The sequence below is a fragment of the Corallococcus macrosporus genome, from assembly GCF_017302985.1.
Lineage (GTDB): Bacteria > Myxococcota > Myxococcia > Myxococcales > Myxococcaceae > Corallococcus > Corallococcus macrosporus_A.
This window is the reverse complement of sequence record NZ_JAFIMU010000007.1, coordinates 2,757,474-2,782,164: the sequence shown is the minus strand read 5'-3', so window position 1 is coordinate 2,782,164 and position 24,691 is coordinate 2,757,474. Positions and strand designations below refer to the sequence as shown.

The following is a 24,691-nucleotide window of genomic DNA, read 5'->3' as shown; positions in this document are numbered from 1 at the left end:
CGCGTTGCGTCCCACATGCACCCGCGGTGGCCCTCCCTGACGCCGGGCGGGCCACCCGACAGGGGCCTGCTGTCAGCGCTCGGACGGAACGACGGGGCCCCGGGAGATGCGCTCAGGGGCGTCCAACTCCCTCCATAGGGCTTCCGGCATGGGCGCCGGGATGTCCAGCGCGGCCGCCACGCTGGCGGTGGGTGCGTAGACGCGGTGGTTGTTCACCCGGAAGTCGCTGTCCTCCACGGTGGAGATGACCGCGGCGCGGCCCAGGTCGTTGATGGGCGGTCCGTCCGAGCGGAACGCGGCGCGGTCCACGAGCAGCAACTCCGCCGCGCCGGGCGGCGTCACCCAGACGGTGTAGCGCTGCGCGAGCAGGTCCACGTTCATCCGGAAGTGGTACGTCTGGCCTCGCACGTACGGCACCCGGCGGATCCACGAGTAGCCCGCGCCGTTGCGCACCTGGAAGATGCCATCCTCGCTCATGCGCACCGCCATGTTCAGCCGGTTGAAGGCCGTGACCTCCGTGGAGCTGTCCGTCCAGCCCACCACGCCGCCTCCCAGGTTGTCCCGGAGCGGAGTGAGGTCGAACTCCACGATGCGCACGCCCGTGTTGTTCGTGCCCAGCAGGTGCTGGCCGCGTGAGAGCGTCAGCTTCGAGTACCAGGGGTAGTTGGGACGCGGGTTGAAGCGCAGCAGCGCCTCCAGGAAGTAGTAGTCGCCGTAGATGAGGCTGACGTTGATCTCCTGGCCCGCCGGGTAGTTGCCCACGCCGTGCAACAGCAGGCCCGGGCTGTTGGTGCCCTGCGCGAAGTACGCGGGCGACGCCAGCGAGTCGAGCATGGCCAGCGCGGCGTTGCGGTACGTGGTGCGCCGGGTGGCGTCCGTCTCCAGGGTGCTCAGCTCCAGCAGCGCGGACGCGACGACGGCCGCGGCGGACGAGTCCTTGGACTGGCTGGGCGCGTTGAAGTCCCAGTTGGGCACCCGGTCCGCGGGCAGGTTCGCCAGGTACCAGTCCGTCACGCGGCGGGCCGCGGTGAGGAAGCGCGCGTCCTGCGTGTAGCGGTAGACCATCGTGTAGCCGTAGATGAGCCACGCCTGCCCGCGCGCCCAGGTGGAGCTGGCGGAGTAGCCCTGGAAGGTGCCTCGCGAACGGATGGTGCCGTCGTTGTTGTAGTCCACGTAGTGGAACGAGCTGCCATTGGCGCGCACTGCGTCCTGGAGCGTGCGCAGCGCGTGGTTCACCGCCATGGTGCGCCACACGGCGGGGCCGCCGTTCTGGGCGCCCCAGAGCAGCAGCTCGATGTCCATCATCGTGTCGGTGACGAGCGGGATGTTCCAGTTCGGGTTCCAATCACAACAATCGATGATGCCGACGGTGCTGTTGTAGCGCGTGGCCAGCGACGCCGCGGAGGTGAGCAGCACGTCGCGGTAGTAGGGGTCGCCGGTGAGCCGCCAGGCATTGCCGTAGCTCGTGTACATCTTGAAGCCCAGGTCGTGCGTCTCCGTGTTGGTCTTCTGGACCTCCAGGGGGCGCGTCCACAGGTCCGCGCGGTCGCGCCAGTAGGGCTCGTTGGCGACCTGGAACATGAACCACATGCTCCCGGGGAAGAAGCCCTGCGTCCACGCGATGCGGTCCGTGTTGGCCACCGTGGTCCACGTCCCGTTGGACAGCGAGGCCTTGGGCGAGCGGGTCACGCCGGGCAGCTCGAGGATGGTGTCCGCGAGCTGCGCGCGGGCGTACGTGAACACACGCACCGCGTCCGCATCCGTGAAGGCATTCGCCACCGGCGCCACCAGCAGCGCCAACATCCACCACAGCGTCACTCCGGGCCTGGACAATCGCATACACCCTCCCTTGTCTGACAGGCGCGGAAGGTGTCGGTGTGCCACCCCGGGGACCACCGGCCCCGGGGTCGCAAGCGGGCCGTTCCCCCCACCCTGGCGGAGGGACGGGGTGTGCCCTACCCGACCCGGGCCGCCGTCCCTAGAAGCCGGGCGGACGCTCCCCGGCGACGCCGGAGGCCCTTTCCAGCGCGATGCCCACGCGGCCCAGGGTGCCCTCGTCGAAGAGCTGGCCGATGAGCGTCACGCCGTGGGGGACGCGGCGCGGGGTGGCGAAGGTGGGCAGGGGGCGCTTGGGGTCCGGGGCCCAGTCGCTGCGGGCCCTGGACACCTCCACGAAACCGGTGCGCAGCGTGAGGGAAGGATGGCCCGTGTGGTTGGTGATGGTGAGGGCCTCGTCCCGCAGCGACGGCACGAGCAGCACGTCCACCTGGGACATGATGCGCGCCATCTCCTGGGCCACCTTGCGGCGCAGCCGGTCCGCCTGGACGTAGTCCACCGCGGAGAGGAAGCGGGCCTGGCGGAAGAGGTTGGGCCACGCGTCGGGCGTCTGCATCTTCAACGCGTCCACGCCGTGGCTGAGCGTGAGCTCCTCGAAGGCGGCGGCGGCCTCCGCGAAGAGGAGGACGTTGAGGGTGGAGTACGGCCAGTCGGGGAACTGGACCTCCACCGGCGTCATCCCCAGCCTCTTGAGCCGCTCCAGCGCCTGGCGGTCCACGTCCGTGGCGGGGCTCTCCTTCATCCACGCGGGCACGTAGCCCACGCGCAGGCCCTTCACGGGGGCATTCGCGTCGAAGTCCAGCTTCGCGGGCACGCTGGCCACGTCGCCCGCGTCCGGGCCGTTGAGCGCGGCGAGCACCAGCAGCGAGTCCTCCACCCCGCGCGTCATGGGCCCCAGCTTGTCCAGCGACCAGCACAGCGTCATGGCGCCCGTGCGCGGCACGCGGCCGTAGGTGGGGCGCAGGCCGGTGATGCCGCAGCGCATGGACGGCGAGATGATGCTGCCGCCCGTCTCACTGCCCAGGGAGAAGCCCACGAGCCCCGCGGCCGTCGCCGCGCCCGGCCCCGCGCTGCTGCCCGAGGAGCCCTCCTCCGGCAGCCACGGGTTCTTCGTCTCGCCGCCAAACCAGACGTCGTTGAGCGCGAGCGCGCCCAGGCTGAGCTTCGCCACCAGCACGGCGCCCGCGCGGTGCAGCCGGGCCACCGTGGCGGCGTCGGTGGTGGGGACGCGGTCGCGGAAGGGCTCGGCGCCCCAGGTGGTGCGGATGCCCGCGGTGTCCACCAGGTCCTTCGCTCCCCAGGGGATGCCGTGCAATGGCCCCTTGTAGCGGCCCGCCGCGATGTCGCGGTCCGCCTGACGGGCCTGCTGGAGCGCCAGCTCCTCCGTCAGCGTGATGACGCACTGGAGCTTCGGATCATGGCGCTTCAGCCGGGAGAGGTAGAGCTGCGTGAGCCGCTCGGACGTGAGGGCGCGCGACTCCACCCAGCGCGACAGCTGCGTGAGCGGCGCGAAGGCGATGTCCTCCTCCTTCGCGGGCAGCGGCACCTTCGCGTCGCGGCCGCGCACGAAGCGGTCCTTCGCGGGGGCCGTGGGCTTGAGCCCCGGCAGCGAGGGGTTCCACTGCGACGCGGGTGACAGCTCGGGCTCCAGCGCGAGCTTGCGCGGGCCGGTGCGGCGCTCGTGCAGCGGGGCCATGGACACGCGCCAGTTGCCGGCGGCCTGGGCGCGCTCGGCGGGCGTGAGCTTCACCTGCATCAGCTTTTCGGCCTCCGCGAAGGTGGTGGGGTTGACCTCGGGTCCCACCGTGGGGCCCGCGCCGAACGTGGGCGGCGCTCCAGCGGGCGGCGCGGACGTGCCCGCGTCCGGTGCCGCGGAGACCGCGGTGCTCGCGAGTCCCATCACGGTGTGGGTCAGGAATTGCCGACGCGAGCTGGCCATGGCGCGAAACCTCACGGAGGAAGCGAAGGGGGCGCCAGTGTGCCACCTCCTACGAGCGGTGCACGTCGCGGAAGGCGAGCATGTCTCCCAGCCGCTGCTCCTTCGCGTCGTCGAAGCCGCACGTGGCGTCCCAGGTGGCGGGGTTGTCGTAGGTGCCGAAGAGCATGTCCCAGATGGGAAGGTCGCCGTAGTTGTTCCGGTGCTTGCCGTACTCGTGGTGGATGCGGTGCATCTCCGGCCGCTGGAAGAACCAGCCCACCCAGCGCGGGGTGCGGATGTTGGTGTGGTAGAAGTACTCGCCCAGCGCGCAGCAGGCCGTGTAGACGGCGCCCGCCGCCGGGCTCAACCCCAGCACCGTGTAGACGAGCAGCCCGCCAATGAGGCTGTTGGCCGCCATCTCCAGCGGGTGCTTGTAGAAGCTGGTGATGACCTCCAGCCGCTGGGGGCTGTGGTGGATTTGATGGAACAGCCGCCAGAGCACGTCGCTCTCATGGCGGGCGCGGTGCCACCAGTAGAAGACGAACGTGGCGATGAGATAGGCCAGCACCCCGCCCACCCCCGGGCCCACGTACCGGGACAGGTGGAAGACCGAGTGCGCGGAGAACCACCGGTCCCAGGTGTACCCGCCCAGCACCACCACGCCGACCTGCGCCAGGTTGATGAGCACCACGCGCAGGTGCCACCCGCGCACCCGGGGCAGCTTCCAGCCGAGTGACAGCCGTTCGATGAGGAAGCAGACACCCGCGACGAGGACGAGCCAGGGCAGCATGGGAAACCCCTTTCGTGACTTCCAGACCGCCCCTTCTACGGATGACGCGCCCGCCAATGCCTCTCCCCGGGCAGACACTGTCACCAGGGAGGAAGGGGACGGGATGGGCGGAGGCTGGCATCCTCCCGGGCATGGCTCGGAACAGCACCCTGACGGCGCGGCTGGGATACATCGACACGCAGGCCACCTTCGTGCAGGCGGCGCTGCTCGCGGCGCACGGGGCGGGGGCCCGCGCGGGCGGCTTCCGCGTGTCGGACGTGCGCTTCTTCTTCCTCCTGTTCACCAACTGGGTGGAGCACGACGTCACCCGGCCCTCGCAGGACATCGACCTGACACAGGTGCGGCGCACGCTGGAGCGACTGGTGCGCGCGGGCCACGCGGAGGCGAGCACCAGCGCGCCGGTGAAGGGGCTGCCCCGGGGACGCCGGTACGTGCTCACGGGCGAGGGGCTGTGCTCGCTGGCGGAAGGGCTGGCCGCGCGCGAGCGGGCGCCGCTGGAGGAAGCATTGTTCGCGGTCTGCTTCGCGGCGAGCTACCGCGACGCGGTGCTGTCACGCGTGGAGGGGCGGGCGCGGGCGCTGTCCCCGGCGGTGCGCCGGCGCGTGGAGCGGGCGTTGGATCCGCTGCGGCTGGTGAAGGAGGCGCAGCGCACGTCGGCGGCGGTGCTCGCGGACCTGGAGGAGCGGGTGGAGGCGGGCCTGCGGTACGAGGAACAGTCGCGCAAGGCGCTGGCTCGCGCGGAGCCCGTGGCGGACGTGGTGCGCGCGCTGGAGGCGGCGGGGTCGTACCAGTTGCACCGGGTGCGGCCGCTGGGCGAGGTGCTGCTCACGCTGCCGGAGGACCTGCGTCAGTTCGAATTGAGCGAAGGCATGGGCCTGCGCTCGCGGCTGCTCTTCGCGCCCCTGGCGGAGCGGGCGCGGGCGGAGCACGCGGTGCTGACGCGGCTGGAGGCGCGGCTCACCGCCGGCAAGGCCGCGCCGGGGTGAGCCTCGGCACGAGGGCCTAGCGCAGCGCCTTCGTGAGGCGGGAGCCCAGGGCCAGCGCGAGGCCGTCCTCGACCAGGCCCGCGGCCACGTTCGGCACGCGCAGCCTCTGCGTCAACAGGCGGCGGAAGCCAACGAAGAAGTAGCTGGAGGCGATGGCGGCGGCGGCCCCGACAAGGGCGAAGCCCAGCTTCGCGCCCTTGCGGTTTCGTGACACGGCGGCGCCGGTGATGGCCCCGGACAGGATGCGGCCGGTGAGGACCGGAAAGACGGTGCGCGCTGGCGTCTTGGGAGACTTGTCTCCCACCAGCTCCCCCAGCGCCAGGAGCCCCAGGCGCTGGGACACCTTCTTCGACGTGAGGCCCGGCAAGGCCCGCTTCAACGCACGCGGCGGCTTGCGCGACAGCTCCCGTGTGAGAAACGCGGGCGCCGTCATGCTCCGCATCCCGGCGAGGACGCCGAAGCCCGCCGCCGTCCAGAGGTCCTTGTTCGTCCGCATGGGTCCACCCTCCCCAGCCACGAGGTGAAGCTGGAGGGTGGGACCGCCGCGCCCATCCGGCCACGGCAAAGCGAGCGAGCACTCAGGGGGCCGGAGGGACGGACGGCGCTGCCCTGGGCACGCGCAGCATCAGGCCCGCGAGCAGCGCGCCCAGCGCGGCCGTCAGCGTTCCCCAGTGCTGGTAGTAGTGCATCGGGAAGAGGCCCAGCACGAAGCCCACGGCGCCCAGCCCCAGGAAGCCACGCCGCGCCAGGGTGCGCTCCCGCGCCGTCGTCGCGAGGGCCGTGGCGAAGTAATAGAGGACCGCGGCGAGGGCGACCTGCCCCCAGGGGACCAGGGGCTGCACGGGCCGCCACACGTCCCTCTCCAGCTTGTCGAGGAGGGCGCTCACCCAACCCGAGTCCGGCGGAGGCGACAGGGGCTGCCCGACTCCCGCCAGTTGATCCGCGGTGAGCCCGTGGAACATGCGCCGCATGTCGTCCGCCATGACGAAGAGGACGGCCTGGAGCAGCGTCGCCAATGTCAGCACCGTGAGCATCCATCCCCTGGGCGCGGGCGGCACGGCGGGCTCCTGCTGCCGGCGCAGCGCCTCCAGCTCCTCCGGAGTGACCTCCAGCGGATGCGGATAGGACATGGCCAGCAGCGCCTGCGTCGCGGCGGTGCTGACGGGCGTGCCCTGCTCATCCACCAGTTGCTTCACGCCCTCCTTCGCCAGCAGCGCGTGCAGCGCGGACGCGAGCGTCGCGGGGTCCTCCGTCTGGACCCACCGGGCGATGATGGCGTTGAGGTACCCGGCCTTCAGGGCCCGCGAGGAGCCGGTGGCCCTCGCCGCCTCCTCGAACAGGGGCACCAGCTCATCGAGGGACGGCGTGACGGGGGCCGACTGTAGCCGCGTGCTCATCCCGCCAGTCTATGCCGGGCCAGGGACATCCGCGTCCAGCCGCCGCTTCAGGTCCTCCAGCCGCCCGCGGACCTCACGGGTCAGCGTCCACTTCAGGAGTGGCGTGAGCCCGCCGAAGGGACGGCGCAGCTCAAAGGCATACGTGAAGGTGACGCGCGTGGCGCCGGGGCCGTCCTCGTCGAAGCGCCACGAGCCCGCGAAGCTCTCGAACAGGCGCGGGCCCCGCGTCATCTTCACCGCGGTGACGGCGGGCGGCTGGAAGGACACGTACTCGGTCTCCATCCCCAGCCCATGCCACGACACGCACCAGGCCTTCACGCCGGGCCCGGCCTCCGTCGCGCCGTCCATCAGCACCGCCTCGCGCAGGAACGTGTCCCAGACGAGCCGCTGCCCGTAGTCCTGCGTGTACGCGAAGACGCGCTCGCGTGGACAGGGGATGCGGATGGACTCGGTGAACCTCATCCTTCCGTGTTGCGAAGGAAGTCCGCCACCTGGGCGAAGCGGTCGTTCAGGAAGCCGCGCAGGCCGCCGCTGATGCCGCGCTGATCCATGGCCTTCTGCATGCAGCGCAGCCACGCGTCCCGCATCGCCGTGTCCACCGGCAGGTGCCCGTGGCGCATGCGCAGCCGGGGGTGTCCGTGCGTCGCGCTGTAGTGCTGCGGCCCGCCCAGCCAGCCCACCAGGAACATGCCGAAGCGCTGGCGCGTGCCCCGGTTCACCTTGCCCTGCTCATCCAGCTCATGGATGGCGGCGAGCGCGGGCTCCTCCGCGTCCATCACGTCGTAGAAGGCCTCCGCCAGCGCGTGCACGGCCTCCTCGCCGCCCATGCGGGTGAAGGGGGTGTCGTCCAGCGTGGGGACCCAGCCGTCCGACGGCGGGGGCTTCAATTCCATGCTCATGGCTTCCTCATGCCGCCCAGCGCTTCGGCCGGCGCTGGAGGCTCTTCAATCCCAATCCTTCACAGAACGCCTTGAAGCGCGCTTCCGGCACGCCCTTCCACTCCAGGTCCGCGAGCGATGCCGTGCCCGGCAGCGGCGCGTCCTCCACCAACGTGGCCAGCGTGCGGTACAGCCGCGCGTCCTCGCGAGATGCCTTCAGCGTCGCCGCCAGCTTGTCCGCGCCCCGCACCTTCACCGTCCACTCCGCCGCGCTGTCCGGGATGGCCTCCAGGTGTCCATACGCCTGGAGCACCGCGGAGGCGCCCTTCGCCCCGAAGCCCGGCAGCCCGGGGATGCCGTCCGCGTCGTCACCCATCAGCGCCAGCAGGTCCGGCACGCTCTCCGGCGCCACGCCCAGCTTCGCCTTCACGCCCTCCGCGTCCATCACCTTCTGCTGCCGCCGGTCCACCTGCACCACGCGCTGGCCGCGCACGCACTGGCCCAGGTCCTTGTCCGGCGTGAGCAGCCGCACCTGCTCCACCTCGCCCGCCCAGCGCGCCGCCGCCGTGGCCAGCGCGTCGTCCGCCTCCTGGTCCTTCATGGACCAGACGCGCACGCCCAGCGCCGCCACCGCCTCCTCCACCAGGTCGAACTGCGCGCGCAGCTCCGGCGGCACGCCCTCGTCACCTTTGTAACCGGCGAACAGCGCGTTGCGGAACGAGCGGATGGGGTTGTCGAACGCCACCGCCAGGTGCGTCACGGCCTCCTCCTCGTCATGCAGGAGGGCGAGCAGCGAATCCATCACGCCCGCCGTGGCCTTCACGTCGCGCCCGTCCGGCGCGGTGGTGCCCGGCCGGGGCGAGTAGTGGGCCCGGTACAGCTCATACGTGCCGTCCACGAGGTGCAGGCGCATGCTCCCCCTCTAGCGTCCCTCCCGCCGCGCGGCCAGCAGCCTGTGCGCGGCCCAGGCGGGAACCGGCCCTGCGCGGCGCCTCCCGCCTGTGCGCCTCGTTCCCTACACGACGCCTGTCAACCCCCTTGGCCAGCGTCCGTGGCGCGGATGGGTCGCCGATGCCGTCCGCGTGCACACCGCCCATTTTCTGACCGACTCCCTCTGGGCCGCGCCGGAGCGTCCCAGCATTTCCACCGGCATGAGGTGATCCATGCGCCCGAAGCTGTTCGCCGCCGCCCTGCTGTCCGTCGCGGCCCTTGGCTGTGCAAGCAAGCAGGTGATTCCCACGTCCACCCATCAGCAGCGCGTCCAGGCGGAGGCGGCGCTGCGCTCGGCGGAGAACTCGCAGGCGCCGAACGTGCCGGAGGCCGCGCGCCACCTGGAGTTCGCCCGCCAGCAGATCGCCGACGGTGAGCGGCTGATTCAAGAGGGCGAGCAGGAGGCCGCGGAGCTGCGCTTCCGCCAGGCGGCGGCGGACGCGGACCTGGCGGCGGCGCTGGCCCGGGCGGTGCCCCTGAAGAGCGAGGCGCGGCGGGCTTCCGAGCAGGTCGAGTCCATGCGCAGCGGTCAGTGAGTCCCCCACCTCTAGTCTTGTGAGGAGCGTGTCATGCAGCGTTGGAAACTTGGATGGTTGGCGGTGGCGGGAGCCTCCGCGCTCGCGGTGGGGTGTGCCCATGGGCCCCCGCCCAGTGAATTGACGGCGGCGCGCCAGGCCTACGACGACGTGTCGAAGAGCCCCGAGGGCCGCGAGCGCCCCGCGGACGTGGCGGCGGCCCGCGCGGCCCTGCAGGAGGCGGAGAACGAGTACGCGGAGAGCAAGGGCTCGGTGAGGACGCGCTCGCTGGCGTACGTGGCCCTGCGCAAGGCGGAGATCGCCGAGGCGCGCGGCCAGGCGGACCTGGCCGCGCAGCAGCGGGCCCAGGCGGAGGCCGCCCTGCGACAGCAGCAGGAGTCGCGCGCGCAGACGCTGGCGCGTCAGCAGGAGGAGGAGCGCGCGAGGTACGAACAGCAGCGCCAGCTCTACGAGCAGCAGCGCCAGCAGTTCGACCAGCAGCGCCAGCAACTGGAGGCCCAGCGCGCGCAGGAGGCCGAGCGCATGCGCTCGGCGGACGCGCAGCAGCGCCAGCAGATGGAGGCGGAGATGCAGCAGCGCCTCCAGCAGCAGCAGGCCGAGGCGCAGCGGCTGGCCGAGCTGAACCAGCAGCTCCAGCAGCGCACGCAGGAGCTGGAGCAGGAGCGCCAGGCGCGGCTCCAGGCGGAGCAGCGCGCGTCGCAGGCGCTGACGCGGCTTCAGGATGAGAACGTGAAGGTGCGCGAGGAGGCGCGCGGCACGGTGGTGACGTTGTCGGGCAGCGTGCTCTTCGCGACGAACGCGACGGAGCTGTTGCCGGCGGCGCGCGACCGGCTGTCGGAGGTGGCCACGGCGCTGAAGGAGTCGAAGAGCCCGCTGCTCATCGAGGGCCACACGGACTCGCGCGGCACGGAGGACTACAACGCGCAGCTGTCCGAGCGCCGCGCGGAGAGCGTGCGGAACTTCCTGGTGAACCAGGGCGTGCCGGCGGAGCGCATCCAGATCCGCGGCATGGGTGAGGACCGGCCGGTGGCGTCGAACGGCACGGCGGAGGGCCGCGCGAACAACCGCCGCGTCGAAATCGTGGTGGAGCGCAACGTGGCCGGAGCGCAGCCGTCGCGCTCGGGAGGCGTGGGCGGCAGCGGCGCCGAGCAGCAGCCCCAGGGCAACCACGAGCAGGGCCAGAACGCGCAGCCGGACAGCACGGGCGGCAGCGGCACGCAGCCCGAGCCGCACGGCGCCGGCATCGACCACCAGAGCCCGCAGCCCCAGCAGGGCACGGGCAGCGGCGCCCAGCAGCAGGTGCCGCAGCAGCCCATGGACCACGGGCAGTAGGCGCACGCCCGCGGCTCCAAGGCCCCGAGCCTGAAGGTCCCCACTCCCCCGCGGGTGGGGACCTTTTTCTTCACTCGCGCTTCAGGCGCGCACGTCCCGTGGGAGCGGGTTACCCTTGAAGTCCGGCTCCGCCATGACCGACAAGTCGCCCGTCCTGCTCACCACCGAGCGCCTGCACCTGATGCTGCTGCCGCCTGACGCGGCGGAGCGGGTGCTGGCGTACCACGTGGCCAACAAGGACCACCTGGGCCCGGTGTCTCCGGACCGCCCCGCGACCTTCTTCTCCACTTCCTACTGGCGCACGCGCCTGGCCCAGGACCGCGAGGACTTCCGCCACGACGTGTCCCTGCGCGTGTTCCTCCTGCCCAAGGGCCCGCCCCTCGCGCTCGCGCCCGTCATCGGCAACGCCACGCTCGCGCACATCCGCCGGGGGCCGCTCCAGGCCGCGGACCTGGGCTATGGCCTGGACCACCGCCACGAGGGCAAGGGCCTCATGACCGAGGCCCTCCGCGCCTTCTGCGACTTCGCCTTCGGCGCCATGGGCCTGCACCGGCTCCAGGCCAACCACCTGCCGGAGAACCTGCGCAGCGCCGCCGTCCTGCGCCGCCTGGGCTTCATCCCCGAGGGCTACGCGCGCGACTTCCTCCTCATCAATGGCCAGTGGCGCGACCACGTGCTCACCTCACTCGTGGCCCCCCCGGAAGCCGGCGTCCGCGGCGGGCCCTGAGCCGCTTCCGCACGGGCGCTTACGATTCCTTCAATTTTGTCGATATTGGCCTATAACAGGTGCTTTAAAGCCCCTATTTGGAGTTTAAACTCCAATATCGACAAAATTGAATGAGAGCTGGGTCCTCCCATTTCCGTGAAGAGTTCTGGCGCAATCCGCCGCCGATGCCGCGCGGCGTCAAGCTGGTGCACCAGGAGGCAATCGTGGTGCCTCGGGTGGGTCCCGGCGGGGAATCCCTCTACGACCTCGCGGAGGTCCATCTCACGGAGGTCCGCGTTCCCGTGTTGTTGGGATATCGCGCCCCGTTGCTCCCCGCGGATGTGCTGAGCCAACGCGACAAGCTGCTCGCCCTGCGCGAGCAGCTTCAACGCCGGGACGCGGATCCGCGCTCGCTGCCTGTCCTCCGACTTCCGATGCTCGTCACGGATTCAGCATCCGCCAACGTCATCGACCTCTGCGAGCGTGAGGAGTTGGGCCTGATCGACATGCGAGGAACCTGCTTCCTGCGCACGGGCAGCACCTTCATCCGGGTGCAAGGGCGTCGGCCACTGGAGCGAACCCCTCGCGAGCCCCTGTTTCACGGCAAGGGGTGCCGACTCGTGCGAGTCCTGCTCCAGTCCCCTGACCGGAGCTGGACCATTCGCGCACTCTCCGAGCAGACCCAGACGAGCTACTCCTACGCTCATGGCGTCACCACGAGACTCCTGAAGGAGGGCTTCGTCGAGGGAGGCCGCAGCGCCGGCTTCCGGCTTCGCGATCCGGTGTCACTGCTGAGAGCATGGCTGACGAGCGACAAGCCCACGGCCGTCACCCGGGAAGGGTTCAACGCTCCATCCACGACCCCAGACCTGCTCAACAAGGCCCATGCCCTGCTGGCCTCCCAGGGCATCCGCTCCACGTTCACGCTGGCGAGCGCCCTGCGGCCCGACGAGCGTTCCGTCTCCGGAATCCCCCACGGCATCTACCTGTCTGGCGCCCTTGAGGCGGCTCTCACGGCCTTCGGACTTCGCCGGATGACCCCACATAACTTCTTCGTGCTTCGTCCGGAGCCTGCCGCCGAAACCGATGCGGGGGGCGTGTACCACGCGCAGCGGCAGCTACCGCACGGTCCGGCGGTCGCGCTGCCCCAGCTGGCCGTGGACTTCCATCAGAGTGGCGGCAGGGGCCCTGAACAAGCAGATGAACTGGTGCGGCGCTTCGCGCGGACCCTTCCTCTTTCGGATGAGCCTCGATGACGGACGAAGAGCGATTCGACGAGGTCCTCGGTGAGTTGGGCGAGCTGATGCTCGACCTGGGGGACCTTTCCAGCCGGGTCATGCTCATTGGCGGGCAGGTTCTCGCGTTGGAGGCCAGGCAGAGGGGTGGGACCGGGGTCATCGCCATCGAGACCGATACCGGCATCGTGGTCGAGCGAGGCTTCTCCTATGAGCCGGATTTGTTGTTCGACGTGGATGGCTCGGACTTCATGGCCCAGCGCCTTCCGGACATCCTCAGGCAGAGGGAATATGAAAGGACCCGGGAGTTTCGCTGGTCGAAGTCTCTCCCCGGTGGGCCAATGGACGTGGACCTCTTCGCCCCCAAGGACGTTGACCGCGACGAACTGCCAACCGGAATGACGCCCCTGCCGGATGCACGGCTGGCGCTCCGTCGAAGTCATGCGGTGGTCCTTGCCGAAGGAAAGCCTCTGCGGATCCTGATACCGGATGCGGTTGGCTTCCTCGCGATGAAGGAACGCGCCAAGCGCGAGCAGCGGCCCGACAAGACCAAGGACAGCTTCGACATGTTTGCCTATGTGAAGCTGGTAGGCATCCAGTCAGTGCGCGCCTCCCTGCTGCAGGCAGGTGAAGAAGGGCGGGCGCTCCGGGACAGGTTGCTCAGTCTCTTCTGGAACACGGACTCCCCAGGCCCGCGCGACGTCATCCGCTACGCAACGAGCCTCGATCCAGACGAGCAGGCCCTGCTCGCCCAGGCGGCGGTCGACCTGTTCGCGGAACTCTGAGCCCCAGCACCCACTCAGCGCGCGGGCGCCCGCACCTTCGGCTTCGACTCCGGTGCCGCCGGCAGGTTCGCGTCGAACCAGTCCAGCGTGCGCAAGAGCCGGTCCTTCTGGTGCTCGGGCTTGCGCAGGCCGTGGCCCTCGTCCGCGTAGATGACCAACTGGGTCTTCACCCCCAGCGTCTTCAGCGCCCGGTGGAACTCGTAGCCCTGCGACGCGGGCACCTCCACGTCCCGCTCGCCGTGCAGCACCAGCGTGGGCGTGCGCACCTGCTTCACGCCGTTGATGGGTGACGAGCGCGTGTACACCTCCGGCTCGTCGTACACCGACGCTCCGAAGTACGGCAGCATCCACGTGTCGATGTGGTTCGTGCCGTAGTAGCTCTGCCAGTTCGCGATGCCCGCGCCCGCCACCGCCGCCTGGAAGCGCTGCGTCCGCGTCACCGCCCACATCGTCAGGAAGCCGCCGTAGCTCCACCCCGTGATGCCCTGCCGCGCGGGGTCCACCGGCGCCGACGCCAGCACCGCATCCAGCCCCGCCATCACGTCGTTGAAGTCCCCGAAGCCGAAGTCCCGGCGGTTCGCCTGCACGAACGCCTCACCCTGGCCGTAGCTGCCGCGCGGGTTGGGCATGAACACCGCGTAGCCCCGCGCCACGAACAGCGTCGTCTGCGGGTTGAACGTCGACAGCACGCCCGCCGCGGGCCCGCCGTGCACCACCGTCACCATGGGCGCCTTGCGCCCGGACGCGTCCGGCACCGGCAACACCAGCCAGCCCTGCACGGACTGCCCATCGCTCGTCCACGTCACGCTGCGCACGTCGCCCACCGGCACTCGCACGTCCGCGTTGAGGCGCGTCAGCGGCTTCCACGCCCCCACCGGCCCCGTCCACACCTCCGGCGGCCGGGTGAAGGAGTCGCGCACCACCGCGCTCGTCACGCCGTCCCTCCCTAGCGACACCGCCACGTGCTCGGGCCCCTTCCACAGCGTCGTCACCTCGCCGCCGCCCGGCGCCACCGCCATCAGCGCGGCCTCGCCCTGCACCTGCGCTCCGAACACCAGCCGCTCCGCCGTGGGCCAGAAGAGGTCCGTGGCCGTCGCATTCAGGCCTTCCGTCAGGTTGAGCGCGGGCGGGACCTTCGTGGGCAGCACCGTCTTCTCCCCGAACCGCACCTTCGCCGCCAGCCGCTCCGGCACCGACACCACGAGCACGTCCCCGCCCGTGTTGCCCTCGTCGCTCATCAGCCCCTCGATGAACGCGAGCCGCCGTCCGTCCGGGCTCCACGCCGGCTCCGCCACCTGCCACCGGGGCGCGTGCAACAGCGACGTCTCCCCCGTGCCCGTCTCCACCGCGTACACCCGCGCGTTCCACCAGTTCGCGTCCCCCGGCGGCAGCGACGCCGTCACCGCCACGCGGGCGCCGTCCGGGCTCCACGCGTACTCGTGGATGAAGAGGCCCGCGGGCGACACCCACCGCATTCGCGCGTCCTCCACCGTCACCACCGCGAAGCGCTTCACCGGAGGGGACGCCTGCACCACGCCCGTCTCCCGCGCCGCCGGCCCGCGCGGCCCCTGCGCGTCCTCGGAGCCTTCGATGACGAGCAGCCCCACGGCCCTGCCATCCGGCGACCACTTCGGAGAGGCCAGCACGCCCCTCAGCGTCGTGAGCCTGCGCGCGGGTCCGCCCGCCCCCGACGCGTCCGCCACGTAGAGCTGCCGCGCGCGGCCCTCGCCCGCCGTGGAGAGGAACGCGAGCTGCCGGCCGTCCGGGCTCCACGCCAGCGAGCCCTCCGCGCACGGCGCCCCGTCCTTCGACGCGGTGACGCGCACCGGGGCCCGCTCCGGGTGCGCCAGCTCCTTCACCTGGAGCCTCGCGACCTCCGCGGTCCCCGGCACCGACTCCACCCAGGCCACCCGCGTGCCGTCCGGCGACAGCGACACCTCGCGGATCCGCACCATGCGCTGGAGCGCTTCGTACGTCGCGCTCGCATCCAGCCGCGCGGGGGTGGACGTGGACGCGGGCGGCGCGGGCACCGCCCCGGACGCGAGCGCGCCCCACATCCAGCACCCCACCGCCACAGCCAGGCTCGCCACTCGCATCCGCCGCCTCCGTCAGGAAGACCCAGGGCGGCGGAGTGTAGCGGACCGCTCAGTGCAGCTGCGTGGGCAACATGGGCAGGCCGTGGAAGAAGCGCCGGCCGCTCTCGAAGCGGTGGTGGAAGGTGACGCGCTGATGCTCGTACAGCCGCGCCATCTCCTCCTCGCCGTACGCGCGGAAGAACGCGGCGCGCGCCTCGTCACACGCCCGCTCGTACTCCACGCACAGGGCCTCCCACTCCTCCGGCGGAAGGTCGCCCTCCGGCCAGCCCTCGCCGGTGAGGCCGTAGTCGCGCTCCATCGCGTCCAGCTCGCTCGCGCGCAGCCGCACGCGCGGGTCCTCCGCGATGGCCTCGTCCGCCATCGCCGTCAGGATGTGCGCGACGAGGAAGAAGCCCGCGTCGGGCGGCACCGCGCCCGCGTCCCGCGCGCTCCGGAACGTCACCAGGAGCTGCGCGTCCATCTCCTCGCCGCCCAGCTCCGCCAGCTTGTTCGCCAGCCCGCGCCACCGGGCTTCCGTCTCGAGGGCTTCCCGCCGCACCCCCTCCAGCTCCTGCTCACCCATCTTTTTCATGGTGTCCTCTCCCGGCCCGCGAAAGTCCCTTCCCACGAAGGTTCCCATCCCCGTCTGACGCGCGGGCCCGGCAAACCGTGCTGTCCCTTTTTTCCGCGACGTCCCGGTGCGTCAGGTGCCGGACGCCCCAGCGCGGCGCCGTCGCGTTGCGGACGCGCGAGGGCCTTGCGGGGACGGGCGGGCCAGCGGCCAGGCCGGTCATTTCCGGCTGTCCGGGTGACGAACCGCGCGGCCGGTGATTGCGTCCGGCAGGGGTGCTTCGCGGCCCGCGGGTGTCACCCTCCGGACGCTTGGGGCGGGCCCGGGCCCGGCGCGCACACTTGGAGGACGACGGTGGTTGCCGCGGGACGGGGGATGTCGCATCCGCAGGACATGGGGCCCGAAGCCGGTGGCCCGCCCTCAAGGAGCCCCCCTGGTGTCCGAGCCCGAGGTCCGACCGCAGCCGAAGTCCCAGGTGTCGCCGCGCACGGTGCTCACCGTGTGCATGGTGGTGCTGGGCGTGATGGTCCTGGTGGTGCTCGTCGCCAAGACGCGCGTGGCGCTCACGCTCACCGGCATCGCGGCGCTCATCGCGCTGTCGCTGGAGCACGGCGTGTCACGGCTGGAGAAGCGCGGCCTGAAGCGGTGGCAGGCCATCACGCTGGTGCTCCTCGCGCTGTTCGTCGCCGTCGCGGCGCTGGGCCTCCTGGTGATTCCGGACCTGGTGGAGCAGGTGGACGCGCTGGTGACGCAGTGGCCGCAGCTGTGGAAGCAGGTCCGCGGCACCGGCATCCTGCGCGCGCTCAACCAGCGGCTCCACAGCCTGGGCTGGAACGAGCGGCTGGAGGAGGCCACGCCCGCGCTCGCCGGGCCCCTGCCCTCGCTGCTCATGAGCGCCATTGGCGGCGTGGTAGGCCTGTTGGGCGGCATGCTCACCGTGTTCTTCCTGGTGGTGTTCATGCTGGTGTTCGGCGGCGGCATGCTGCGGCGCCTGTTGGACCTGGCCCGGCCTGACCACCGGCTGCGCTACGTGCGCGTGCTGCGCAACGTGTACAGCGCGACGGGCGGCTACCTGTCCGGCATCACGCTCATCTGCGCCATCAACGCCACGCTCACCACCACCATGCTGGCGGTGCTGGGCATGCCCTTCTACCTGCCCCTGGGCGTGGCCAGCGGCTTCTCCAGCCTGGTGCCCTACGCGGGCCCCATCATCGCGGGCGGCATCATCACGCTGCTCACGCTGGCCACCGGCGGCCTGTGGAAGGCGCTGGCGGTGTTCATCTACTTCCTGCTCTACGGCCAGTTGGAGGGCAACGTGATGGCGCCGCTCGTGTTCAAGCGCACCGTGCACGTCAACCCGCTCGTCACCCTGCTCGCCGTGCTGTTCTGCGTGGAGCTGGCGGGCATCGTGGGCGCGGTGGTGGCCGTGCCCGTGGCGGCCACCGTGCAGATCATCGTCCGGGAGGTCCTCCTCTTCCGCCAGGAGCGCCGCGCCGGCGCCGTCCTCCCCGAGCCCTGACGGGCCGAGGAGCCCGGATGTCCGCTTCACCGCTCCAGTTGTTGCTGACGCACGGCTCCGGGCCGCTCGTCTTCCTCGTGCTCGTGGGGGGCGGACTGGGGCTGCCGTTCCCGGAGGACCTCGTGCAGTTGGCGGCGGGCGTGCTGTCGCACCGGGGGGCCATGCCGCTGCCGGCCGCCATCGCGCTGTGCTTCGTGGGCGTGCTGTGCGGCGACACCGTCCTCTTCCTCACGGCGCGGCGGCTGGGACAAGCCCTGTACACGCACCGGCGCACGCGCCGCCTCTTCCCGCCGGAGCGCCGCGCGCGCATCCAGGGTCTGTACGCGAAGCACGGCCCGCGGGTCGTCTTCATCGGCCGGTTCATGTCCGTGCTGCGCGTGCCGGTGTTCGCCATGGCCGCGGCGGAGGGCATGCCCCTGCGCCGCTTCCTCCTCTGGGACGGGCTGGCGCTGTGCCTGAGCTCGCCCCTGGTGGTGACGCTGGGCTACCTGGGCTCCGCGAGCGTGGACCGCGTGGCCAGGGGCGTGGGCCGGGCGGAGCACTTCGTCGCGCTGGCGGGCGTGGCCGCGCTGCTCGGGGTGCTGGCCGTACGGCATTCCCGCGAACACTCCCGGGTCTAGAAGCAAGCAAGCTCACACTTGCTCCATCAGGGACGGTCCGGGGCTGGAGATTTTCGCTATCTCTTGAATGGTTCCATTGGACGAACATCCCAGTCCGGCACCCCCTCCGAGGCTTCATGCGACATCCCAGCACTCCCCAGGCCATTCCCACGCCGGTGCCGTCTCCGGAGGCTGGAATGGACTGGCTGTCGGGCGGTGGGGAGATGGGCCGGTTGATCCGCTCCATGGACTGGTCGAAGACGCCGCTCGGGCCGGTGGAGACGTGGCCCCAGAGCCTGCGCACGACCGTCAGCCTGTGCCTGTCCTCCACCTTCCCCATCCTCATCGCGTGGGGGCCGGAGCGCGTGCAGCTCTACAACGACAGCTACCGGCCCATCTGCGGCGCGAAGCACCCGGAGGCCATGGGCCAGCCCTTCCGCGAATGCTGGGCCACGGCACTGCCGGTGGTGGGCGGCGTGTTCGAGAAGGCGGGCACGGGCATTGGTTCCTACATCGAGAACCAGCGCATGTTCCTGGACCGGTACGGCTACCTGGAGGAGGCCTTCATGACCTTCTCCTTCAGCCCCATCCGCGACGAGTCCGGGGGCGTGGGCGGCCTCTTCCACCCCATCACGGAGGTGACGGAGAAGATGCTCAGCGCGCGGCGCACGCAGACGCTGCGCGAGCTGTCCGCCCTGCTGGGCAAGGTGAAGACGCTGGAGGACATCAGCGCCGCGCTGTCGCAACTGCAGCCGGACGCCGCGCTCGACGTGCCCTTCCTCCTCTTCTACCGCCGCGACGAGGCCGCGCCGCGCGTCCGGTGGGTGGGCGGCATGGGCCTGCCGCCGGGCAGCGCGTGGAGCCCGGAGGAGGCGGGGCTGGACGGGCCGTGGCCCTTCGCCACCGCGGACGGGGACACCGTGAGCGTCCCGCGCGCGCCGCTGGACACGGCCCTGGGCCCCTACGAGGAGCCGCCCGTGCACGCGCGCGTGCTGCCCATCCACCCGGCCGGCATGGCGGAGCCCTTCGGCTACCTGGTGGCCGGCGTCAGCCCCCGCCGCGCACTGGATGACAGCTACCGGAGCTTCTACGAGCAGCTCCAGGCCACCGTCACCAACGCCGTCGTCAGCGTGCGCGCCTACGAGGCGGAGGCGCAGCGCGCGGAGGCGCTGGCGGCCATCGACCGGGCGAAGACGGCGTTCTTCTCCAACGTGTCGCACGAGTTCCGCACGCCGCTCACGCTCATCCTGGGGCCGCTGGAGGAGTCGCTCGCGGACACGTCCTCGCCGCTGCCGCCGGCCCAGCGCGCGCGCCAGGAGCTCACCTACCGCAACGCGCTGCGCCTGTTGAAGCTGGTCAACTCGCTGCTGGACTTCTCACGCATCGAGGCGGGCCGCGTGAAGGCGAGCTTCCACCCCACGGACCTCGCGCGGCTCACCGAGGACCTGGCCAGCGTCTTCCGCTCCGCGATGGAGAAGGCGGGGCTCCAGTACACCGTGGACGCCCGGGACCTGGGCGAGCCCGTCTACGTGGACCGGGACATGTGGGAGAAGGTTGTCCTCAACCTGCTCTCCAACGCGTTCAAGTTCACGCTCGACGGCGGCGTCACCTTGCGGCTGGAGCGCCAGGGCGCGAAGGCACGGCTCACCGTGCAGGACACCGGCACGGGCATCCCGGAGGCGGAGCTGCCGCGCGTGTTCGAGCGCTTCCACCGCGTGGAGTCCTCGCGAGGGCGCACGCACGAGGGCACCGGCATCGGGCTGGCGCTCATCCAGGAGCTGGTGAAGCTGCACGGCGGAACGCTGGGCGTGCGCAGCACGGAGGGCCAGGGGAGCACCTTCTGCGTGGAGCTGCCGCTGGGCCGCGCGCACCTGCCCGCCGAGCTGATTCAAAAGGAAGAGGGGACTCCGCACGCGGGCAAGCTGGGGTCCGCCTTCACGGAGGAGGCGCTGCGCTGGCTGCCGGACGCGCCGGAGTCCATCCCGCTGGCGGTGCCGGAGCTGGTGACGCCCTCCACCCGGGCCAACGCGCTGGGCGAACTGGGCGCGGGGCTCGCGCTGCCGCCGGGGCGCGGGCGAATCCTCGTCGCGGACGACAACGCGGACATGCGCGCGTACGTGAGCGGCCTGCTGGCGGCGCACTGGGACCTGCGCGCGGTGGCGGACGGCGAGGCGGCCTTCCTGGCGGCGCTCGACTGGAGGCCGGACCTCATCCTCAGCGACGTGATGATGCCGCGGCTGGACGGCTTCGGGCTGCTCAAGAAGCTGCGCGGTGACGTGCGCACGCGCGGCATCCCCTTCATCATGCTGTCCGCGCGCGCGGGCGAGGAGGCCCGTATCGAGGGGCTCCAGGCCGGCGCGGACGACTACCTGGTGAAGCCCTTCTCCGCGCGCGAATTGCAGGCGCGCGTGGACAGCCAGCTCCAGTTGGGGCGCGCCCGTCAGCAGCTGTCCGACTTCTTCATGCAGGCGCCCACGGCCATGTGCGTGATGACGGGGCCGGACCTCGTCTTCACGGTCATCAACCCGATGTTCGCGCAGCTGATGGGCCGGGACATGCTGGGACGGCCCGCGCGCGACGCGCAGCCGGAGGGCGGGCACGGCCTGCTGCTCCAGCACCTGGAGCGCGTCTACCGCACGGGGGAGCCCTTCGTGGGCCGCGAGGTGCCCGCGCGTCAGCCGGACGGACAGGGCGGCCTCAAGGAGCTGCTGCTGGACCTGGACATCCACGCCCAGCGCGACGGCGAGGGCCGCATCCAGGGCCTGCTCGTCGCGGTGCAGGAGGTGGGCGAGCGGACCCGCGCGCGCCAGCAACTGGAGGCCCTCACGCACGACCTGCAGCACGCGCTCACCGCGCGCGACACCTTCCTGGGCGTGGCGTCCCACGAGCTGAAGACGCCCGTCACCGCGCTGATGCTGCACCTGGAGATGACGCGCCGTCGCCTGTCCAAGCGCGGCGAGCCGCCCTCCCCGGAGAAGCTGACGGCGGCGATGGAGTCCGCGCAGCGGCAGGTGGAGCGGATGTCGCGGCTGGTGGACGAGCTGCTGGACGTCTCCCGCATCCGCGCCGGCAAGCTGGACTTCCACATGGAGGAGAGCGACCCGATGGAGCTGGTGCACGAGGTCCTCGACACCTTCCACGAGCAGATGGAGCGGGCCCACTGCGTCCTGCAACTGCGGGCGGAACTGAACCTGCGCGTGTGGTGGGACCGCTCGCGCATGCAGCAGGTGCTGACGAACCTGGTGTCCAACGCCATCAAGTACGCGCCGGGCACGCCGCTCGGCATCGGGCTGCGGAAGCACGACGGCCGGCTCATCCTCTACGTGTCGGACGGCGGCCCGGGCATCCCCCAGGAACACCAGGACCGCGTCTTCGAGCGCTTCGAGCGCGGCGGTCCGCCCCGCTCCGTGCACGGCCTGGGGCTGGGCCTCTTCATCGCCAAGCAGATCGTCGAGGGCCACGGCGGCAAGCTGGTCCTCCGGAGCGGCGAAGGCCAGGGCGCCGCCTTCATCATCGACCTGCCGCTGCCGCCCGAGGCCCGGGCCTGAGCGCCTGTCAGTGCGCGACGCTCGGGGGCTTCACCGGCCCGGGCAGGATGTTCTGGTTCACGTGGAAGAGGTTGCCGGGGTCGTACTGCTGCTTCACCGCCACCAGCCGCGGGTAGTTGTCGCCGTAGGTGGCCTGCACGCGCTCCTGGCCCTCCTCCATCATGAAGTTCACGTAGGCGCCGCCCGCCGAGTACGGGTGCAGCGCGTTCCAGTACTCCTTCGTCCAGGTGGAGATGGCCTCCGCCCGCTCCGGTGAAGGGTCCACCCCGACGATGACCTCCGACCAGCGCACGTCGCGGAAGCGGAAGGCCGTGTCATGCGGGCCCACGCGGTGCACCGCCCCGTCGACGGGGTACAGGTGCATGGTGGATTGCAGGGTCGGCAGGCGCTCGGCGAAGGACACGTGCCGCTCGATGGCGGCGTCCGGCAGTTCGCGCACGAAGTCCGCGCGCCAGTACCACTGGTGGCCCGGCGGATAGAGCGCGTCGAAGGCGGTCTGCATCACGGGGAAGGGCACGGGCATCACGCCGTGCAGCGCGGGCTTGAGCGCCAGCACCGGCGCGAACGCCGCGTCCGCCTTCGCGGGGTCGCCCGTGTAGCACCAGATGACGCCGCACATCTTCTGGAGGTGCAGCTCCTGCGGAAAGGGCGGCGCGGGCGGCACGGTGAGGAAGACGAAGAAGCCGTTGAGCTCCTCCGGCGCGTTGGGGATGAACTCGCGGTACCAGCGCAGCACCTCCGCCGCGCGGGCCAGGGGCCAGAGCGTGGGGCCGCCAATGACGGTGTCCACGGGAACCGCCCGGAAGAGGAACGACGTCACCACGCCGAAGTTGCCGCCCCCGCCGCGCACCGCCCAGAACAGGTCCGGGTGCTTGTCCTCGCTCGCGGTGACGAAGCGTCCGTCCGCGAGCACCATGTCCACGGCGAGCAGGTTGTCGATGGTGAGGCCGAAGCGGCGCGTGAGGTAGCCCATGCCGCCGCCCAGCGTGAGCCCGCCCACGCCCGTGGTGGAGATGACGCCGGAGGGCACCGCGAGCCCGAACGCGTGGGTGGCGTGGTCCACGTCCCCCCAGACGGCGCCGCCCGCGACGCGCACCGTGCGGGCCTCGGGGTCCACGCGCACGTCGCGCATGCGCGACAGGTCGATGACCAGCCCGTCATCCACCAGCGCCAGGCCGCCGCCGTTGTGGCCGCCGCCGCGTACGGCCAGGGGCAGCTTGCGCTCGCGCGCCAGGGCCACCGCGGCGATGACGTCCGCCACGTCCGCGCACCGGGCCACCATGGCCGGGTGCTTGTGGATCATCGCGTTGTAGAGCTGGCACGCCTCCGCGTAGTCGGCGTCACCTGGCTGGATGAGCGTGCCGCGCAGCTGCGCGCGGAACAGCTCCACGCTGTCCGGGGTCAGCCCGGCGGGCAGGCCGGCGCCAGCCTGCGGACGGTGGGTTTCGAGTGTCACGGCGGTTCCCTCCTCCGAAAGACGGCACCCGCATGGCGCCTGACCCAACGGATGCGCACGGTGCCAGCCTGGAGGGCACCGGGAGGCGGGAGGGGGCTCCCCGGCACGCGCCGGGCGGAGGGGACGGACGCGGCGCTCCGCCACTCCGTCCCCCGGCATCAGCCCGCGGCCACCTCGCGCAGGCTGTCCTCCACGCCCGCGAGCAGCAGGTCCAGGTCCGCGTCCGGGATGTTGAGCGCGGGGGCGATGTAGACCGTGTTGCCCATGGGGCGCAGGTACAGGCCCCGGCGGCGGGCGGCCTCGTACACGCGCCAGCCGCTGTCGGCGAAGTAGCCTCCGCCGCCCAGGTCCACCGCGCCCACCATGCCCACCGCGCGCGGGCGCACGAGCCCGGGGAGGGTGGCGGCCATGCGCTCGAAGGCGGCCTTCACGCGCGGGGCCTTGCGCTGGACCTGCCCCAGCACGTCCTCGTCGCGGTACACGGCCAGCACCTCGCGCGCCACGGCCGCGCCCAGCGGGTTGCCGCAGTACGAGTGGCCGTAATAGAGCGCCCGGTCCTTCGCCCCCAGGAAGCCCTGGAAGATGCGCTCCGACGCGAGCGTGGCGGCGAAGGGCAGCAGGCCCCCGCTGAGCGCCTTGGCCAGGCACAGCAGGTCCGGCATCACGCCGGCCAGGTCCACCGCGAAGCGCGCGCCGGTGCGGCCCATGCCGGTGAAGACCTCGTCGGCGATGAGGAAGGTGTCCACCGCGCGCGTGGCCTCGCGCACCTCGCGCACGAAGTCCGGCGACGACATCCACATGCCCGCCGCGCCCTGGATGACGGGCTCCAGGATGACGCCCGCGATGCCGTCCGGGTCGGCGGCGAGCGCGGCCTTCACCTGCGCCAGGGCGCGCGCGTGGCCGTCGGGTTCGGCGGGGGACGGCACGTGCACCACGTCGAAGAGGAGCGGGCCGAACACGTCGCGGAACTCCTGCACGCCGCCCACGCTGGTGGCGCCAATCGTCTCGCCGTGGAAGGCGCCCGTCAGCGTGATGAAGCGGGTGCGGCGGGGGCGGCCGTTCTGCGCCCAGTACTGGGCGGCCATCTTGATGGCCACCTCCACCGCGGTGCTGCCGTTGTCCGAATAGAAGACGCGCGACAGCTTCTGTCCCGAGGGCACGTCCGCCCGGTCCGCGCCCGGGGCAATGGCGGTCAGCTCCTCACCCAGCCGGGCCGCCGGGCCGTGGGTGATGCCCGCGAGGGAGACGTGGGCCAGGCTGCCCAGTTGCTCGGTGAGTGCGTGCACGAGGCGCGGGTGGCGGTGTCCCAGGGTGGACACCCACCAGGAGCCGTTGGCGTCCAGGTAACGCTGGCCGTCGGCGTCATGGAGCCAGACGCCCTCCGCGCGCACGACGACGAGCGGATCCGTCTTCGCGATGTACTGCTCCATGGCGGTGTAGGGGTGCCAGACGTGCTGCTTGTCGAGTCCGACGAGGGTTGCCCGGTCCACGGTGGAGTCTCCTGGGAGTGCGAGGTGTGCACTTCTGCCCTCCC

Annotated in this window: 21 protein-coding genes; 9 read left to right on the top strand and 12 right to left on the bottom strand. The window is 71.5% G+C overall.

Annotated features, from left to right (window positions below; genetic code table 11):
• Positions 1-72: 72 nt before the first annotated feature.
• The 3 genes from JYK02_RS23920 to JYK02_RS23910 all read right to left on the bottom strand — a co-directional run bounded on the left by JYK02_RS23920 (position 73) and on the right by JYK02_RS23910 (position 4,544).
• Entirely contained in the window at positions 73-1,839 is a 1,767-nt protein-coding gene (locus JYK02_RS23920) for a glycoside hydrolase family 88 protein (RefSeq protein WP_207054297.1), read from the bottom strand.
• 139 nt (positions 1,840-1,978) lie between these two features.
• Positions 1,979-3,775: an amidase gene (locus tag JYK02_RS23915; RefSeq protein WP_207054296.1), complete on the bottom strand. Its 1,797-nt coding sequence runs from the start codon at positions 3,773-3,775 to the stop codon at positions 1,979-1,981.
• Between the two features lie 49 nt (positions 3,776-3,824).
• Entirely contained in the window at positions 3,825-4,544 is a 720-nt protein-coding gene (locus tag JYK02_RS23910) for a sterol desaturase family protein (RefSeq protein ID WP_207054294.1), read from the bottom strand.
• A gap of 131 nt (positions 4,545-4,675) precedes the next feature.
• Between JYK02_RS23910 and JYK02_RS23905 the strand changes: the two genes are divergently transcribed.
• The gene (locus JYK02_RS23905; protein WP_207054291.1) at positions 4,676-5,530 is read left to right on the top strand and encodes a hypothetical protein; all 855 of its coding nucleotides are present in this window, start codon (positions 4,676-4,678) and stop codon (positions 5,528-5,530) included.
• A 16-nt stretch (positions 5,531-5,546) separates the two neighbouring features.
• On the opposite strand, the gene JYK02_RS23900 is transcribed toward JYK02_RS23905, so the two are convergent.
• From JYK02_RS23900 to JYK02_RS23880, 5 genes are all read right to left on the bottom strand, one after another.
• Entirely contained in the window at positions 5,547-6,026 is a 480-nt protein-coding gene (locus JYK02_RS23900) for a hypothetical protein (RefSeq protein ID WP_207054289.1), read from the bottom strand.
• Positions 6,027-6,108: 82 nt separating this feature from the next.
• Positions 6,109-6,927, bottom strand: a complete 819-nt coding sequence (locus JYK02_RS23895; RefSeq protein ID WP_207054287.1) for a hypothetical protein — start codon at positions 6,925-6,927, stop codon at positions 6,109-6,111.
• A gap of 9 nt (positions 6,928-6,936) precedes the next feature.
• Complete coding sequence (locus JYK02_RS23890; protein ID WP_207054285.1) at positions 6,937-7,389, bottom strand: type II toxin-antitoxin system RatA family toxin; 453 nt, start codon at positions 7,387-7,389, stop codon at positions 6,937-6,939.
• A complete protein-coding gene (locus JYK02_RS23885) occupies positions 7,386-7,826 on the bottom strand; it encodes a group II truncated hemoglobin (RefSeq protein WP_207054283.1) in 441 nt (146 codons plus the stop codon). The genes JYK02_RS23890 and JYK02_RS23885 overlap by 4 nt, the downstream gene beginning before the upstream one ends.
• A 7-nt stretch (positions 7,827-7,833) precedes the next feature.
• Positions 7,834-8,718 (bottom strand): 5'-3' exonuclease, encoded by an 885-nt coding sequence (locus JYK02_RS23880; RefSeq protein ID WP_207054281.1) that lies wholly within the window; start codon positions 8,716-8,718, stop codon positions 7,834-7,836.
• A 250-nt stretch (positions 8,719-8,968) separates the two neighbouring features.
• Between JYK02_RS23880 and JYK02_RS23875 the strand changes: the two genes are divergently transcribed.
• The 5 genes from JYK02_RS23875 (at position 8,969) to JYK02_RS23855 (ending at position 13,389) form a co-directional block, all read left to right on the top strand.
• A complete protein-coding gene (locus tag JYK02_RS23875) occupies positions 8,969-9,331 on the top strand; it encodes a DUF4398 domain-containing protein (RefSeq protein WP_207054279.1) in 363 nt (120 codons plus the stop codon).
• A gap of 33 nt (positions 9,332-9,364) precedes the next feature.
• Positions 9,365-10,663, top strand: coding sequence for an OmpA family protein (locus JYK02_RS23870; protein WP_207054277.1), 1,299 nt, complete (start codon positions 9,365-9,367; stop codon positions 10,661-10,663).
• Positions 10,664-10,796: 133 nt separating this feature from the next.
• Positions 10,797-11,390, top strand: coding sequence for a GNAT family N-acetyltransferase (locus JYK02_RS23865; RefSeq protein ID WP_207054275.1), 594 nt, complete (start codon positions 10,797-10,799; stop codon positions 11,388-11,390).
• A gap of 164 nt (positions 11,391-11,554) precedes the next feature.
• Positions 11,555-12,625: a hypothetical protein gene (locus tag JYK02_RS23860; protein WP_242588865.1), complete on the top strand. Its 1,071-nt coding sequence runs from the start codon at positions 11,555-11,557 to the stop codon at positions 12,623-12,625.
• Positions 12,622-13,389 (top strand): hypothetical protein, encoded by a 768-nt coding sequence (locus JYK02_RS23855; RefSeq protein WP_207054273.1) that lies wholly within the window; start codon positions 12,622-12,624, stop codon positions 13,387-13,389. Before JYK02_RS23860 ends, JYK02_RS23855 begins: the two co-directional genes overlap by 4 nt.
• Before the next feature lie 14 nt (positions 13,390-13,403).
• On the opposite strand, the gene JYK02_RS23850 is transcribed toward JYK02_RS23855, so the two are convergent.
• Entirely contained in the window at positions 13,404-15,485 is a 2,082-nt protein-coding gene (locus tag JYK02_RS23850) for a S9 family peptidase (protein WP_207054272.1), read from the bottom strand.
• Positions 15,486-15,534: 49 nt separating this feature from the next.
• Positions 15,535-16,056, bottom strand: coding sequence for a hypothetical protein (locus tag JYK02_RS23845; RefSeq protein ID WP_207054271.1), 522 nt, complete (start codon positions 16,054-16,056; stop codon positions 15,535-15,537).
• Positions 16,057-16,471: 415 nt separating this feature from the next.
• Here JYK02_RS23845 and JYK02_RS23840 point away from each other — a divergent pair, with 415 nt between their 5' ends.
• From JYK02_RS23840 to JYK02_RS23830, 3 genes are all read left to right on the top strand, one after another.
• A complete protein-coding gene (locus tag JYK02_RS23840; RefSeq protein WP_207054270.1) occupies positions 16,472-17,554 on the top strand; it encodes an AI-2E family transporter in 1,083 nt (360 codons plus the stop codon).
• Positions 17,555-17,571: 17 nt separating this feature from the next.
• Positions 17,572-18,174, top strand: a complete 603-nt coding sequence (locus JYK02_RS23835; protein WP_207054269.1) for a DedA family protein — start codon at positions 17,572-17,574, stop codon at positions 18,172-18,174.
• A gap of 176 nt (positions 18,175-18,350) precedes the next feature.
• Positions 18,351-21,701 carry an ATP-binding response regulator gene (locus JYK02_RS23830; protein WP_242588864.1) on the top strand — a complete coding sequence of 1,117 codons (3,351 nt, stop codon included), beginning with the start codon at positions 18,351-18,353 and terminating at the stop codon, positions 21,699-21,701.
• A gap of 7 nt (positions 21,702-21,708) precedes the next feature.
• Here the strand turns inward: JYK02_RS23830 and JYK02_RS23825 are convergent, their stop codons facing one another.
• Positions 21,709-23,157, bottom strand: a complete 1,449-nt coding sequence (locus JYK02_RS23825) for an FAD-binding protein (protein WP_207054266.1) — start codon at positions 23,155-23,157, stop codon at positions 21,709-21,711.
• A 158-nt stretch (positions 23,158-23,315) separates the two neighbouring features.
• A complete protein-coding gene (bioA, locus tag JYK02_RS23820; protein ID WP_207054265.1) occupies positions 23,316-24,647 on the bottom strand; it encodes an adenosylmethionine--8-amino-7-oxononanoate transaminase in 1,332 nt (443 codons plus the stop codon).
• Between the last annotated feature and the right edge of the window lie 44 nt (positions 24,648-24,691).